The 15,230-nt window shown below is 31.8% G+C and carries 15 protein-coding genes; 7 read left to right on the top strand and 8 right to left on the bottom strand.

All coding sequences use genetic code 11. The annotated features are described in order from the left end of the window. Positions 1-42: 42 nt before the first annotated feature. The gene (locus tag BM319_RS17905; protein WP_091023964.1) at positions 43-756 is read right to left on the bottom strand and encodes a DUF421 domain-containing protein; all 714 of its coding nucleotides are present in this window, start codon (positions 754-756) and stop codon (positions 43-45) included. A 345-nt stretch (positions 757-1,101) separates the two neighbouring features. Here BM319_RS17905 and BM319_RS17900 point away from each other — a divergent pair, with 345 nt between their 5' ends. Continuing rightward, positions 1,102-1,905, top strand: coding sequence for a putative protein N(5)-glutamine methyltransferase (locus BM319_RS17900; protein ID WP_217648353.1), 804 nt, complete (start codon positions 1,102-1,104; stop codon positions 1,903-1,905). A gap of 68 nt (positions 1,906-1,973) precedes the next feature. Here the strand turns inward: BM319_RS17900 and BM319_RS17895 are convergent, their stop codons facing one another. From BM319_RS17895 to BM319_RS17885, 3 genes are all read right to left on the bottom strand, one after another. Further along, the gene (locus tag BM319_RS17895) at positions 1,974-2,108 is read right to left on the bottom strand and encodes a hypothetical protein (protein WP_056467807.1); all 135 of its coding nucleotides are present in this window, start codon (positions 2,106-2,108) and stop codon (positions 1,974-1,976) included. Positions 2,109-2,175: 67 nt separating this feature from the next. Next, a complete protein-coding gene (locus BM319_RS17890) occupies positions 2,176-2,841 on the bottom strand; it encodes a YczE/YyaS/YitT family protein (RefSeq protein WP_091023962.1) in 666 nt (221 codons plus the stop codon). Further along, positions 2,838-3,275, bottom strand: coding sequence for a GNAT family N-acetyltransferase (locus BM319_RS17885; RefSeq protein WP_091023961.1), 438 nt, complete (start codon positions 3,273-3,275; stop codon positions 2,838-2,840). Before BM319_RS17885 ends, BM319_RS17890 begins: the two co-directional genes overlap by 4 nt. 122 nt (positions 3,276-3,397) lie before the next feature. On the opposite strand from BM319_RS17885, the gene BM319_RS17880 reads away from it, so the two are divergent. From BM319_RS17880 to BM319_RS17870, 3 genes are all read left to right on the top strand, one after another. Next, on the top strand, positions 3,398-3,850 hold the full coding sequence (locus BM319_RS17880; RefSeq protein WP_091023959.1) for a MarR family winged helix-turn-helix transcriptional regulator: 453 nt from the start codon (positions 3,398-3,400) through the stop codon (positions 3,848-3,850). A gap of 26 nt (positions 3,851-3,876) precedes the next feature. After that, positions 3,877-4,395 carry a spermidine/spermine N(1)-acetyltransferase gene (gene paiA / locus BM319_RS17875; RefSeq protein ID WP_091023957.1) on the top strand — a complete coding sequence of 173 codons (519 nt, stop codon included), beginning with the start codon at positions 3,877-3,879 and terminating at the stop codon, positions 4,393-4,395. 233 nt (positions 4,396-4,628) lie between these two features. Then, positions 4,629-4,931 carry a hypothetical protein gene (locus BM319_RS17870; protein WP_091023955.1) on the top strand — a complete coding sequence of 101 codons (303 nt, stop codon included), beginning with the start codon at positions 4,629-4,631 and terminating at the stop codon, positions 4,929-4,931. A gap of 70 nt (positions 4,932-5,001) precedes the next feature. Here BM319_RS17870 and BM319_RS17865 read toward each other — a convergent pair whose 3' ends face one another. After that, entirely contained in the window at positions 5,002-7,242 is a 2,241-nt protein-coding gene (locus BM319_RS17865; protein WP_091023952.1) for an MMPL family transporter, read from the bottom strand. Positions 7,243-7,360: 118 nt separating this feature from the next. Between BM319_RS17865 and BM319_RS17860 the strand changes: the two genes are divergently transcribed. Together BM319_RS17860 and BM319_RS17855 are read left to right on the top strand one after the other, a co-directional pair. Next, a complete protein-coding gene (locus tag BM319_RS17860; RefSeq protein ID WP_091023950.1) occupies positions 7,361-7,984 on the top strand; it encodes a TetR/AcrR family transcriptional regulator in 624 nt (207 codons plus the stop codon). 382 nt (positions 7,985-8,366) lie between these two features. Then, the gene (locus BM319_RS17855) at positions 8,367-8,906 is read left to right on the top strand and encodes a DUF2179 domain-containing protein (protein ID WP_069033167.1); all 540 of its coding nucleotides are present in this window, start codon (positions 8,367-8,369) and stop codon (positions 8,904-8,906) included. A 120-nt stretch (positions 8,907-9,026) separates the two neighbouring features. On the opposite strand, the gene BM319_RS17850 is transcribed toward BM319_RS17855, so the two are convergent. Next, entirely contained in the window at positions 9,027-10,076 is a 1,050-nt protein-coding gene (locus BM319_RS17850; RefSeq protein ID WP_091023948.1) for a YeiH family protein, read from the bottom strand. Positions 10,077-10,369: 293 nt separating this feature from the next. Next, on the bottom strand, positions 10,370-11,137 hold the full coding sequence (locus tag BM319_RS17845; RefSeq protein WP_069033169.1) for a TSUP family transporter: 768 nt from the start codon (positions 11,135-11,137) through the stop codon (positions 10,370-10,372). Between the two features lie 232 nt (positions 11,138-11,369). Between BM319_RS17845 and BM319_RS17840 the strand changes: the two genes are divergently transcribed. Continuing rightward, a complete protein-coding gene (locus tag BM319_RS17840; RefSeq protein WP_069033170.1) occupies positions 11,370-11,699 on the top strand; it encodes a hypothetical protein in 330 nt (109 codons plus the stop codon). Positions 11,700-12,030: 331 nt separating this feature from the next. Here BM319_RS17840 and BM319_RS17835 read toward each other — a convergent pair whose 3' ends face one another. Continuing rightward, positions 12,031-15,147: an efflux RND transporter permease subunit gene (locus BM319_RS17835; RefSeq protein WP_091023946.1), complete on the bottom strand. Its 3,117-nt coding sequence runs from the start codon at positions 15,145-15,147 to the stop codon at positions 12,031-12,033. Positions 15,148-15,230: the final 83 nt, after the last annotated feature.

Genomic DNA, 15,230 nt, shown 5'->3' with positions numbered 1-15,230 from the left:
GTTAATCAATGATTAAAATTTTCCAGATTGATAAAATGATATTTATGACTCAATATCAACAGGGGAATTAATCTGATCCTTATACAAATCAAAATACAGTTGACCATTTGTTCCACGAACACAATATGAAACATCAGATAAATTCAAACCTCGCTGATCAATTTCAGTAATGATCCATTCTTTTGTTAGGTGATTTTGAGTGATGTTTTTATTAATAAATTGACCATCCATAATGATTTCAATAGGGAAGTCTGATTGGGACGGATTAGAAATTCCCATATCTTTTCTAGTTACAAAACGATGTATGGGCTTCTTTAATATAGATAAATGCCCGTCAGGTTCAAAAACAGCGAATTCCACCTCATCTATATCAAATATATCTCTCCTTCTTAGTGCTTGATTGAATGAATCCATTGTAACTTTTAATTTTTCGATGTTTTTTTCCAGTATTTTTCCATCTTGTATGACAACAGTAGGTTCTCCGTTAAATATTGCTCTAGCTTTTTTATTTTTTAATGAAACTAAAGTAGCAAGGAATAAAAATGTACTGAAGATTATCAGGGCAGTAATATAGTTTCTGAAGTTTATAGCAGTATTAAACGTCAAGTTGCCTGCAATAGAACCTAATGTAATTGAAGTAATATAATCATGATATGTCATTTTTGATATAGTTTGTTTTCCAAGTAAATGGGTAATACAAATAAGTAAAACAAATGCTGTAAGAGTTCGAATTATGACTTCAACGGTTCCAATCATTACTTTCACCTTTAAGTTTTTAACTATATTTTTACATAAAAGCTATAGATAATACGTAAAAGATTTTTCAATAAAATATTAAACAAGTTTTATTAATGATTTTGTAGGTCCTGAATTCATGAGATTTTGAGCTTTTTAATTAAATAGATATTCTATTTCTTCAACATAATCAACATAATCTATATAATGCCCAACTGGGGGTTTTTCAACATCTCCTTTAAGGAGTGCAGTCTAGTTAGTCTGATTTTTGTTTAGTTCTCCGTATTAGCAGTTAAATTGAAGAAGGTATTTTTTTACTTTTAACGAACTCCCAATTATAAACAGTATAAAGATTGGGTGATATATATATTAAAGCAAAATGATACTTATTGTAGTGATCAAATTAAGAATAGTATAATCAAGCAACTCCGGAAAGCTGGTTGCGTTTTTGCTGAAGAAGAGGCTCAGCTTCTCATTTCTGGAGCTGGTACTTTGGAAGAGCTTTTAACAATGGTAAATCATCGAGTAACTGGCTCACCGTTAGAATACATCCTTGGATGGGCGGAGTTTTATGGCAATAGGATTGCAGTAGTCCCAGGTGTGTTCGTTCCTCGCCGTCGGACAGAATTTCTTGCTCAAAAGGCGATTGACTTATCTGTGCCCGGTATCAAAGTGGTTGATCTTTGTTGTGGTTCTGGTGCAGTAAGTGTAGCGATTTCCAAGGCAGTGGATTTGATTTCGTTATATGCGGTCGATATTGATCCTATTGCAGTCCAGTGTGCCAAATGCAATGTTTCTAAACTTGGTGGTCTTGTATATGAAGGCGATCTTTATAATCCATTGCCACCTCAATTAATCGGCAATGTTGATATTATTGTGGCGAATGCACCATATGTTCCAACTGAGGCAATAAAGTCTCTCCCTCAGGAGGCACGGCTTTATGAGCCAAAAGTGGCACTTGATGGTGGTAAGGATGGAAATGATATTCATCGAAAAGTGGCAGAAAATGCGTCTTTCTGGTTAGCTTCAGGCGGGCATTTATTAATAGAGACGAGTAAAATTCAGGCTCCTAAAACAGTTGAAATTTTTAATCAATATGGATTAATAGCCAGGTTAATCTACAATAATGAATTGGACGCCACAGTCGTAATTGGTACAAAACCGCTATGATAGAATTAATAAAAAAACAACCAGTGTAGTCCTTTATGGGTTACTCTGGTTGTTTTTAGTAGCAAAACTTATTTTTTATTAGACTTTTTTGCTAAATTCTGTAGTTCACTTTGAGGCTCAGTTGAAAATTCAACGTCTTTTCCGTATCCTTGTGGATTAACACTTGGAGCTTTTTGTCCTCTTCCAGATGATTTTTTACTCATGTGCTTCACCTCCAAGGATAGTGTTTCCGAAGAAAGTAGATTTATGAGTAAAAGTAATCAGTACATTTTATATAGAAAGATTTTTCTCTTTTTCAAAGCTGGAAGATGTACTAGAGTCAGATAAGACGTGGTTTAAAAATTTTTCTGTAATTGGCATAAAATAATTAAGTATTAACCCACCAAAACAAACAGTTAGTATTGTTCCAATGCCGATTGGTCCATTTGAAATTAATGCTGCTATTAAGAAAATAAGATAAATGACTGTTTTCGAAAAAAAGATATTTGTTCTAGTTAATTCCTGTAGGATTAATGTTAATCGATCCACTGGAATTGGTGCAAAGTTTGTGTGTAAATATGTTGCTGTTCCGAGTCCTGAAATAACTAATCCGAGACTATAACAAGCTATTTTACTGTACCAAAATTCAGGTGTTATGAAATTGTGTAATAAAAAAAGCCACAGATCAATACCAATACCAGTTATAAAGGCAGTTACTAATCCTAAAAATTCTGGTCTTTGTCTTTTTAATAAAGAATTTAAACATAGTAATAATAAAGCAATGATTATTTCCCAACTTCCGACAGTTAGTCCCATATTTTGGGATAACCCCACTAGAAGCGCATCAAAAGGTGAAGTTCCAAGGTTAGATTGTATATTGATTGATATTCCCAAGGTTAATATTAAAATTCCTAATACGTAAAAGACATATTTCCCTTTAATTAATCGCTTTATCATTTAGTTATTTCTTTTAGCATTAGTATATGAGGGATACCGTCTTCTATAAAGACTTCAGAGGAAGTTCGATAACCAAGTTTTTTGTAAAAACCTTCTGCATGTGTTTGGCCATGTAATTTTACTTGCGAAGCCCCTTGTTCTTCCGCAATTTCTTCTAAAGCTTTAATTATGTTTTTGCCAAGTCCATATTTTCGGAAAGACTCCAGGATACAGATTCTTTCTAATTTCCCTACTCCATCAACAAACCTAATTCTTCCTGTCCCGACTGGTTGTTCGTTGTAATGAACTAATATGTGTTGGCAATCTCCATTTATTTTGTCGTATTGGTCAAATTCATCTTCTAGAGGTACACCTTGTTCCTTCACAAATATATCTTTCCTAATTGCAAATGCTACTTTTAGCTCTTCTTCATTCTTTATTTTTTTTGTATTCATCCTGTTTATCAGTCCCCTTTATTTAATTTTTTGTTTTATTGCAAATGCAACAAAAATAAGTTAAATTCAATATATATCATTTTTATTGCATTTACAACAAAATTAATACTAAGGAGTTAATTATGAAGGAAATTCTTCGTGAAATTGGAATGATCGCAAGGGCTCTAGATTCGATTAGTAATATTGAATTTAAAGAGCATGATCTTACAAAAGGGCAGTATTTATATCTAGTACGAATAGCTGAAAATCCAGGAATCATACAAGAAAAATTGGCAGAGATGATAAAAGTAGATCGAACTACAGCAGCGCGTGCTATAAAAAAACTTGAAATGAATGGATTTATTGAAAAGAAAGAGGATAAAGAGAACAAAAAAATAAAAAAACTTTTTGCAACAAAAAAAGGGGAAAGTGTTTATCCATTTATAAAACGAGAAAACGATTATTCTAATATCGTTGCACTAGAAGGATTGTCTGAAATAGAAGTTGAAACCATTTTTAATCTTCTTCAAAAGGTAAGAAAAAATGTAGAAAAAGACTGGGAATTTGTAAAAAAAGGAAACAAGAGAAATTATTGATTAGATAAGAGGAGAGGCGTATTAATATGACGATCAATATAACAAGGTGTAGTTTAAAGGATTCACATATTCTTCAACAAATTGGTTATGAAACGTTTAATGAGACATTTAAGCATCAAAATTCACTTGAAAATATGAATGCATATTTAGAAAGAGCGTTTAATTTAAATCAAATAGAAGAAGAATTGTTAAATCAATCTTCGCAATTCTTTTTCATTCATTTTAATCAAACCGTCGCTGGCTATTTAAAGGTCAATATAGATGATGCCCAATCAGAAGAAATGGGTGATGAATCACTTGAAATCGAGAGGATTTATATTAAGAAGGAATTTCAAAAACACGGACTTGGTAAAATTCTGTTTAAGAAAGCCATAGAAATTGCGGGGGAACTTAATAAAAAGAAAATCTGGCTAGGCGTATGGGAAAGAAACGAAAATGCGATCGCATTTTATAAAAAAATGGGATTTGTTCACAATGGGTCACACTCATTTTATATGGGTGACGAAGAACAAATAGACTTTATCATGACTAAAACACTTGGGTAATATGTTTATTTGATATTGTCCACATTAAAATAATCTCTCAACTAGATTAATGGTAAAGACAAGAAGGAGATACGGTTATCCAAAAAAGCTTGATTAGTCACCAAGCTTTTTTGGTATTTATTTGGTGATTTTTATAGGGAGAATGAAAAGAGCGGTCAAATGGGATAGTTAATATAAATTTGTAAAGAATAAAATTATCATAATTCAATAATAAAATGGAGTAAGTAAACCACTTGAAAACTTTAATATTTTGTTCAATTATTTTTTTTCCTATTATGATGAATGGATTGGCTAGATTTAATCTAATATTTAGCACTATTTTTAATTTGATCGCAATCATTTCTTATGTAGTTTTTGGAGGAATATCAGCAATAGCAATTTATGAAATTATAAAACATAATGTTGTTTTCATGACCAATATTCATGCTGTATTTCTTAATATTTATTTTTTAATTTCTGGCGCTTACTTAGGAATATACGGCCTATATCAATTGATTAATCTGATGATGAAACAGCTTAATCAAACTAATAAGTAATGTACAAAGATTGTTCTAATAAAAAAACATCACAACGCATCATTTCATGCATTGTGATGTTTTTTTATCGTTATTTTTCTATTTGCATTTCTAGTTTTGAATCATACTCTTTTTTCGAAAGTTCACCAGGCCAATATGCAAATCTACCTAATACCGTAGTAATTGCTGGAACTAAAAGTGGTCGAACGATGAATGTATCAATTAAGACTCCAATACAAGTAACAATACCAAATTGAACTAATACTTGAATAGGTAGAGTTGCTAACACTAGGAATGTACCGGCCAAGATTAATCCAGCAGATGAAATAACAGCCCCAGTTTTTGCGACTCCATTTGATACTGCTTCGCGATGGGTTTGTTTCTTTTTATTTTTCCAAATTTCAGAAACCATGAATATATTGTAATCTTCACCTAATGCTACTAAAAATACAAAGGAATATAAAGGAATCGAACCTTGAATCGCGCTAGCCCCAAAACCGTAGTGAAGAATAAGCCAACCAGCACCTAATGCTGAAAGATAAGATAATATGACGGTTAGAATTAAGTAAATCATCGCTGTAAAGGAACGTAAATAAGTTAACAGTAATAATGCAATTAATCCAATCATTACAGGAATAATCACGGATTCATCACGCTCAGTTATATTTTTTGTATCTAAATTTGTTACTGTTTCTCCACCAATCCAGTAATGCTGATCTACTTTTTGTAAATCATATTCTTTCAATAGTTTCTTAATTTTCTTTTCTAGTTGAGGTATTCGCTCTAATCCTTTAATAGAATATGGATTATCGACTAAAGAAATTTCATATAATTGTAATTTTTTATTATCTTTACCTGTAATAGGTTCAGACACATCTTTTACGAATGAAAGTGATTCTAATTCTTTTTTCACAGGGATATTTTTATTTTCCGTGTCGATTATTACTTTAACAGGTGCTAATAAACCTGATGAATAATGGTCAGATATTAAATCGAACCCTTCTCTGGAAGGCATATCTTTAGGAAATGATTGAAGTAAATCGTAAGTGTATTGTACTCTAGGTACAAATAGAGCTAGCCCTCCTAAAAGAATGATAGAGACTAGAATAATTGTCCAAGGTTTATGAGTAACTAATTTTCCTATTTTTTGATTAAATGTTACTTTGATTTTTGATTTTTTAATTGATTTTCCTTTTTTCTCAGCTCTTAATGCTTCCATTTCCTCTGTTCTTGGGATGAAAGGAAAAAATGAAACTCTACCAAAAATAGAAAGTAGGGCAGGTAGAATTGTGATTGCAGCAATCCCCATAATAAGAACTGCTAAACTAAATGGTATAGCGAAACGATGGAAAGCACCATACTGAGCAAATAAGAGTGTACCTAATCCAATAACGACCGTTAAAGCACTCATTGAGATGGCTCCACTAGATTCTCTGATTGCGAGCTGAATTGCTTTATATTTGTTTTCTTCCAAAAGTAAATATTCACGATATCTAGAAATTAAAAATAAACAATAATCAGTACCTGCACCAAATAATAATACTGTCATAATTGAAACGGCTTGAGAATCCACCGTTATAATGCCTTTATCACCTAAAACACCTAATAATGGATTTACGATTCCATATGCGAAACCAACGACTATTAACGGAACAATTGCCATAATTGGTGAACGATATAGAAGGATTAAGAAAACTAATACAAGTGATACAGTTGATAATAAAAGTTTAACATCGGCTTGTGAAAATAAACTGACAGCGTCTGTTTGAATACCAACTGGGCCAGAAAAGCGTACTTTTAGACCAGATTCTGTTAATTTTCGTTTTATTGGGTCTTCACCAGTATTATTTTTAATTTGTTTTTCTAATAAGTTGATATTTTTTTGTAGTACTTCATCATCTGCTTTTTTGTCAAAAAGAACGGCTGTAATGATTGTTGTACCATCCTCTGAAGAACTTCGTTTAATTGCCTGGATCGGCATTAAATCATATGACGGTGATGTTAATTGATTTTTTAATGGGTTATTTCGAAGTTCTTTATATACAGTTTGAATGACTTTGTAATCTTCCTCTTTTAGTCCATCTTTACGGTTCCAAACGATTAATAAAGGATTTCCAGAATCAGTTGGAAATTCTTTTTTTATTAGCTGATCCGCTTTTTGGGACATGGTTTGCTTAGGTAAGTTATCTGCAGTATTGTTTTCTACTTCGTTTACAGATGGAAAAGTAAATGATAATACAACCGTTAATAATACCCACACCAATAATGTTATCCATCTTGTACGTTTACTACTTACAAATTTGCCCCAAGAATGAAAGGGGTGCTGTTTCATATGGAATTCACCTCACGTAAAATTTATTAACTTAATTATATATACTAGTTAGTTAATTATTCAAGAACTTTTATTATGCTATAATGAAAAGGAATTAAAAGGTTAGGAGAGAAGCAAATTGGAACAAATTAAACGGCCTCTTGGAAGACCACCGCAGGATTCGAAAAAAAAGCCTACAAAAACAACAATCATTGAAAATGCAATCCAATTGTTCCTTCAAAACGGATATCAATTAGTTTCAATGGATGACGTAGCTAAGAAGTGTGGTGTGACCAAAGCAACGGTTTATTATTATTATCCAACAAAAGCAGATCTCTTTACGGATGCAATGGTTCAAATGATGCTTCGAATAAGTGATCGAATTGCTGATATTTTATCTACAGATAAATCGTTAAAAGAAAATCTCAACGATATGGTTAAAGTCCATTTAAGAGCAACTTTTGAAATTGATTTAAAAGCTTTTACGAAAGAAGCGAAAGTCTCCTTATCAGATGAGCAATTACAACAGATGAATAGCGCAGAAGAAATGATGTATAATGTGATCGAGAAAGCTATGACAACGGCAATAGAGATTGGAGAAATACCTAACGGGAATCCAAAATTCTATACCCAATTGTTCTTAGCAATTTTATCGGTTGGAAATTATAGGGATACAGATCAAAATTCAATTTTCTCTACAATAGATGAAATGGCTGAACATATTATAGACTTCTTTTGGAATGGAATAATGGGCAATAAATAAAAGAAGATTTACTTTTTGAGTAGATCTTCTTTTTTGCGTGTTAAATAACATATTCATTATTTAGATGATGAAAATACTTTACTCATAAAAAGGCCCATGAGTAATTGTTTTAGATTAGTAGGTTCTGTTTATTTTAGCGATAATCTTTTAATGTCCTCAAAGAGAAGCAGGAATTTAACTGAACAAGTTGAATTAAGTACTACAACTGGTAAATAATACAAAAAAATCACAGTATTTATCCATTCAACTTTATTATTAAAAATAATTTTCTACTAGGCTTTCACTTTGATTCCTTAAAAAAAGTTTAAAAGCAAGGCTTAGGATGAAACAAATTAAATACCTAAATCTTCTGTCCAAAAATTTAAACTTTGAGGTGTCTAGATTGAAAGATATTTTACTAATTTTATTATTGCAATTGATTTATGTACCTGTCTTAACATTGAGAACTATTTTCCTAGTAAAAGGGTTGAGTGTATCTGCTGCGCTTTTTGGTTTTTTGGAAGCAATTATTTATGTATTTGGATTGTCTCTTGTTTTTTCTGGAGACCAAAGTACATTATCAATGATTGTTTATGCAGTCGGCTTTGGGATTGGCATTCTAATTGGAAGTTATGTAGAAAATCGCTTAGCGATCGGATATACGACTTTAGTAGTTAATTTAACGAATAAAAATAAATTGCTAATTAACCGACTTCGTGAGGAAGGATTCGGAGTGACAGTGTTCCAAGGAGAGGGAAGGGACAGCGAGCGTTATCATTTGGATATATTGACAAAACGTAATAGAGAACCTGAACTTATGGATCTTATAGAGCATTATGAACCAAGTGCCTTTATTATTTCATATGAAGCGAGAAGGTTTAAGGGTGGATTTTTATTAAATTCAATGAAGAAAGCAAAACATAAAAAATCGAATATATTATAGACCCTTATATAGTAAATAAAAAATCAGAGAAACTGAAATAAAGTTTCTCTGATTTTTTATTAATTTTACTTTACCTTCCTTGGCATTGACCTAACTCCAAACACATTAAAAAGTTTCGAGTTATAGACTAAAAAATGTTACGAAAGATAAGAGTATTGATGTGATGACGATTGCAATAAGCGGACGAATGGATTTAGTACGTAATTCTTTTAAGTTAATATTTAATCCTAAGCCAGTCATAGACATTGTTAAAATAAATGATGTAAAAACAGAAACGTCTGACATCGTTTTATTTGATACCGGAATTTTTTGACCAAGGATGTAGCTACCAACAAAACTCATAATAACAAAGCCAATTAAGAACCATGGGAACTCTAGTTTTGCTTCTCCGTTTAATTTACCTTTACGTTTCATCCAAAATAAAAAGATAAAACATACGGGAATCAATAGAAATACACGGGCAAGTTTGGCTAACAATGCGTGAGCAAGTGCATCCTGACCTGCAGGTGCAGCTGCTAAAGCTACATGTGCAATCTCATGAAGGCTTATTCCGACCCATGCTCCATATTCAGTTGGGCTGATTGGTAATAAAGGATAGATTAAAGTATAAATGATGGAAAATATTGTGCCAACTAGTGCGATGATCCCAACAGCCATAGCTGTGTCATCATCTTTTGCTTTAATAATGGGTGATATGGCTGCAATTGCAGCAGCACCACAAATGCCAGTGCCGATACTTAATAATAGAGACAGATTAAGATCTGCTTTAAGCCATTTTGCAATAACCATAAGAACGACTATCGAAAATATGATAGTTCCCATACCTCTCAGTAATAAAGGCAAACCATCGCTAAAAATGACAACCATGTTTAGTTTTAATCCGTACAGTATGATGGCAAACCTTAAAAGTATTTTTGAAGAAAATTGAATTCCTGCGCGCAATTTTTCGGGATAACCAAAAAATTGTCTATACACTAAAGCAAGTAAAATGGCACATGCAAGTGGTCCAACATGATCGAACCATGGTAACTTTGCCATCAGAAAACCTAAAACAGCTATGATGAATGTAAAAGCCACTCCATAGATTAATGAAACTTTTAACTGTTTAGTAGGCTTTTTTTGTTGCTCTGGATTTATATTAACTATTGCCTTTTGTTCCAATGTGTTCATCTCCTCGGGGCGTACTATATTATTTATCGTATCGAATTCTTTACTATAAGGAAAATAAATTATTATTATAGTTATGATAAGCAAATACGATAGTTAGAAGAAAAGGATATAAATTGAACAGAGCTTAATTAGTAAGGGCTTTGTTTTTTTATTGAATGGATGTGTTAAGTAGCGAACAGAGATTTTCAGTCCGTAGAAGCTGTTTAATATAGTTTAAAATAAAAATAGTAAGCAAATTCAACGAAGAATTGCTTACCATTTTAGTTTATAAGTTAGATACGTTTTTGAATAGCTTAATGAAGATAATCAAAAGTATTTTTTGCTAACAAGATAAAGGTTACTGTAATAAAAAGGATTCGAACGTAGCCACTTCCTTTTTTAATAGCGAATTTAGAACCACAAATTGCTCCTGCTATTTGTGCAATTCCCATAGCTAGCCCATAGGCATAATGAATTTGTCCTAAATACATAAACATTAATAATGCAGCTATATTACTACCAAAATTTAAAAACTTTGCATTGCCTGCAGCTTTTAAGAAATCAAACCCAATCATTAAAAAAGCAAATATTAGGAATGAACCAGTTCCAGGTCCAATGAATCCATCATAGAAACCAATACCAAAAATTAAAAGCATAAACAGAGTAATACGAGTAACTGACAGTTTTTTATTGGTAGTAGTATCACCCCAATCTTTTTTAAAAATAGTATATATTGCAACTGCTGCAAGCATAACGAGCATAAGCGGTTTAAGGACTGTAGGGTCAATTAAATGAACTGTCCAAGCTCCCAAAATGGAACCAATAAATGTGAGTGGGAATAACTTATAGACGGATTTTAAATCAAGCTTTCCAGAACGATAGAACATGATTGTGCTCGTTAAAGAGCCAATTGACCCAGCTAATTTGTTCGTTGCCACGGCAGCAGCTGGAGATAGACCAGTAAATAATAATACTGGCAAAGTAATTAGCCCACCGCCTCCAACTACAGAATCAATAAATGCAGCTAAAAATCCAAATACAATTAAAGTTAATAATAACGACGGATCAATATGGAATATCATCAAATCTACCTTTCTTTTATTTACTAATTTGATAGTAGTTAAAATAGGAAACAAAGTAAATCATTAATTTAGTAATATAAGAATTATTTTTATTTTCACACAATAAAAAGCAATAACATTGTTTCCGTATAAATTAACTAAAGTAATTATTGAAATTAAATTCAACAAGTACCACTTTCTAAAATTTCGCATATATTGATATGTGATAATTTAATGAAGAGGTGTGTACGGATTGAATTTCAAACAATCAAATTCTATTACAGAAATAGGACAAGCTAAAGTAAAATACTTTGAAAAAAACATCAGCGGTTTGATAAAAGAGGTCGTGACAAAAATCGAAATGAAGATGGCGCTCGAAGAACTAAAGGTAAACCGTATTGTTCGACTAGGTGGTCTTGAAAATGATGATGTTATTAAACAAGTACAAAATGATTTGACGAAAATATTAGAGGATTCAATAAAAGAAATACAACTAAAAATGAGTGAAATGGAGATTTATCTTAATTCATTAGAAGAAATAAAAGGTAATTCAATAAAAAAGGAAAACGATTTTAATAAATAAAAATAGAGTGAGAAACACTAGGTTTCTTCACTCTATTTTTTGCCTTTGTTTGTGTTAGATTCATCTAAGAAATTGCTTATTTATTGTTAATGTTGATATTAATAGTAATTTTTTTATCGCAATGAGATGATGATTGACCATTTTGTACAACTAAAAGTTATTATTTAGGTCTTCTAACTATCAATATGTTTTATTTGGGCAGCTCGTCAGTGTATTTGACTATATTTACCTTTTTTATTTAGATGAAAATATGTACTAGATTTTAGTCCAAAAAATTTAAAATCTAAAATAGAAAAGGTAACTCTCAAATACAAGAGTTACCTTTAATAAATTATAGTGAATTAACTTCCTCTGTTGAAATTACATTCTTATTTGATTGTTTTTTATGCAACCATTGATAAATAATTGGTATTACTAAAAAGCTATTTAAAGTAGAGGTGATCATTCCACCTATAACTACAATTCCTAATGTCTGTGAAATGACAGTATCACCTTGATGTGAAAACGCTAGTGGTAATAGTGTTAAAATTGTAGTAGCTGCTGTAATTAAGATTGGTCTAATCCTTGAAAGACTACCAGAAATAACGGCTTCTTCAGTATTCATACCGTTTTTACGATTACGCTCAATCTTATCAACTAGTACAATACCATTTGTTACTACAATCCCAGTTAACATTAAGACCCCAATTAATGCTGCTAAGTTCCACTCTCCACCTACTATTACTAAAGAGATAACAACACCACTTAATGCTAGTGGGATACTTAATAATACTGAAACTGGAGCTCTCCATCCCTTAAATAATGATGAAGTAATGACCATAACTAAAAGAATAGAGAAGGCCACGGCAATTGACATATCAAAAATCATTTCTTTAACTTGTTGAGTAATACCTCCCATTGAGTAACTTACTCCTTTAGGAAGAGCTTGTTTACTAATTACGTCATCAACTTGTTTTGAAACTTTACTAATGTCATTTGAAGTAATTTGACCTGTAACGATTGAGTAAGGCTCTCCATTGCGTTCATTGATCGTTGAAGGAGCATTGTCTTTCGTAATAGATGCAATTTGTTCAAGTTTGACGGTTTTATTACTACTTGTTAAGAAAGTTTCATTTTTAAGCGAATTGATAACATCTTCTGGCGATGCATTTAATTGAACTTGACTTTTTCCACTACTAATTTGATCAAGATACATATCAACTGGCAGACTAATATGGTCAACTACAAATGTAGCATCTTTAGATTGTGACATATAACGGTTAATTACTTTCGTTATATCTGCTAATTGAATTCCATTTTGTTCAATTGCTTGTTGGTTAAATGTAATTTTATATTTTGGAAGACCAGATGTTAAATCTACTTTTCCATCAACGCTTAGTCCATCAATTTTAACAAGTTTTGATCTCATTTGATCTGCAATCTTGTCTAGAGTAGTTTGATCAGAGCCAGTAAATATGACTTTCAATAAAGAGTCATCACCGGCAATACTTTGACTTGAAACAGTATAAGCTACATTTTTAGATAATTGTGGCAGTTGTTTTCCAAGCTCTTTAATGACTTGGTCTGAGTCTTTTTCGTTCTTTAAAGCAACAGAAATGTTAGCTACGTTAGGTTTTTGTAGGAAACCTCCGCCTTGGTCAAATACATCATCACTTTGTGGCGTATTAGTTGATCCAAAATTAGATAGATAAGATTTTATTTTTGGATTTTCTTTTAATTGATTTTCTACCTTTTGAACCTCAGAATCAACCTGCATTAATGTACTTCCTTGAGGTAGTTCAAGTTTAATTGCCACTTGACCAGTTTTAGCACTTGGTAAGAATGAGACTGGTAAAAACGAACCAAATGCTACTGCAAAAATAAATAATAAAGCTGAAATGAAAATTGTAAGTTTTTTCTTTTTTAATGATGATACTAAGATCGGTTTCATCATTGGTTCTAAAGAAACAGCATTTGTTTTCTTTGTATTATTTTTCCAGCCCATTAGCGCAAGTGCTGGAATAACAAGAATTGCTACAAAGAACGATATAATTAAAGAGATAACAACAGACCATGCAAATCCGCTATATGAAGCACTAATAGCTCCACCTACAAAGGCAATTGGAATATAAACAGCGATTGTTGTAAGTGTTGATGCTAAAATTGCAGGTGTCATTTCATAAACTGCTGAACTTAATGAGTATAGTAATGATTTATCAGGATTTTGTTCTCTTTTACGGTACATATTATCAAGGATAACGATTGAATCATCAACAATACGACCCATTGCAACAATTAAACCTGAAACGGTTAAAATATTCAGTGTAATACCCATTGATTTTAGTATTGCTGTTGTTGCTAATAAAGAAATTGGTAATGAAATTGCAATAACTAATGTTGATTTTACATTGCGGAAGAAGAAAAATACGCAAATCATTGAGAAAAGACATCCAAGTAAACCTTCACGAATTAAACCGTTTAATGAATCATTTAATTCTTTTTCACGATCTAATTGAGGTGTTAATTTAACAGAGCCGTCTTTTACTTGTTGTAAGCTTTGAATTCTTTCCTTCACATTTTTTGCTACGTCGGTAATGTTTGCACTTTGAGTTTTAATAACATTTAATTGAACACTTGTTTTTCCATCTGTTCTTGCAATCGTTTTTACATCATTTAGGGCGTGAGTAACAGTTGCAAATGCTGAAAGTGGAATTTGATCACCATCTGAATTTTTGATTTTTACATCATTTAATTGCTTCTCATTTAAATTCCATCCATCAAATTTAACTGGAATAGACAATTGATTTTGTAAGATTGTTCCTTCGGGTAAAGATGGAACTGATACAGCTAATGCTTTATTTAAGTCATCTAAAGTAAGTTTATTTTTTGCTAGGTCTTTCGTTCTTACAGTTAATACGTATCCGTCTTTTGCACCACCGAACACTGAAACATCGGATACGCCTGGTACTGTTTTAAGGTGTTGCACAATATCCATTTGAGTTACTGATTTTAAAGTATTATCATCTAATTTATCACTAGTCAAACTGTAAGTTAGGATTGGGAATGAACTAGTTGTAAGTCTTGTAACTAAAGGTTTAGATGTAATTGTCGGAGGGATGTCCGCATTTTCTAAAGCTTTATTTACATCAATTTCGGCTTGCTTCATATCTGTATTCATTGGAAAATACAGACTCATAAAAACTCCACCATCATAGGAGCTAGTTTCAATATCTTGTAAACCCTCTGTTGTTCTTACAGCACTTTCAAGACTATTAGTAATATTTTGTTTTACTTGATCGGCCTGATACATAGGAAGACGCATGCTTACAGTAAGAGTTGAATTGTTTATACCTGGTAAGTAATCGCGTTGCATTTGGTAAGCTGAGATAGCACCCCAAGATACAATCATAACGACACAAACAATCATTAAAATTGCTCTTTGCATGGTCCCTTCTATAAATTTTTTCATTTTATACCTCCTAAGATTTTTATTTAAAATTGAAAATTATTTCATATATCAACTCCATGTCATTGTAAAATTCCTAACTGAAA

Source organism: Bacillus sp. UNCCL81, assembly GCF_900112535.1.
Taxonomy (GTDB): domain Bacteria; phylum Bacillota; class Bacilli; order Bacillales; family Bacillaceae_G; genus Gottfriedia; species Gottfriedia luciferensis_B.
The sequence above is the reverse complement of the archived record's forward strand: the minus strand, read 5'-3'. Positions and strand labels throughout refer to the sequence as shown.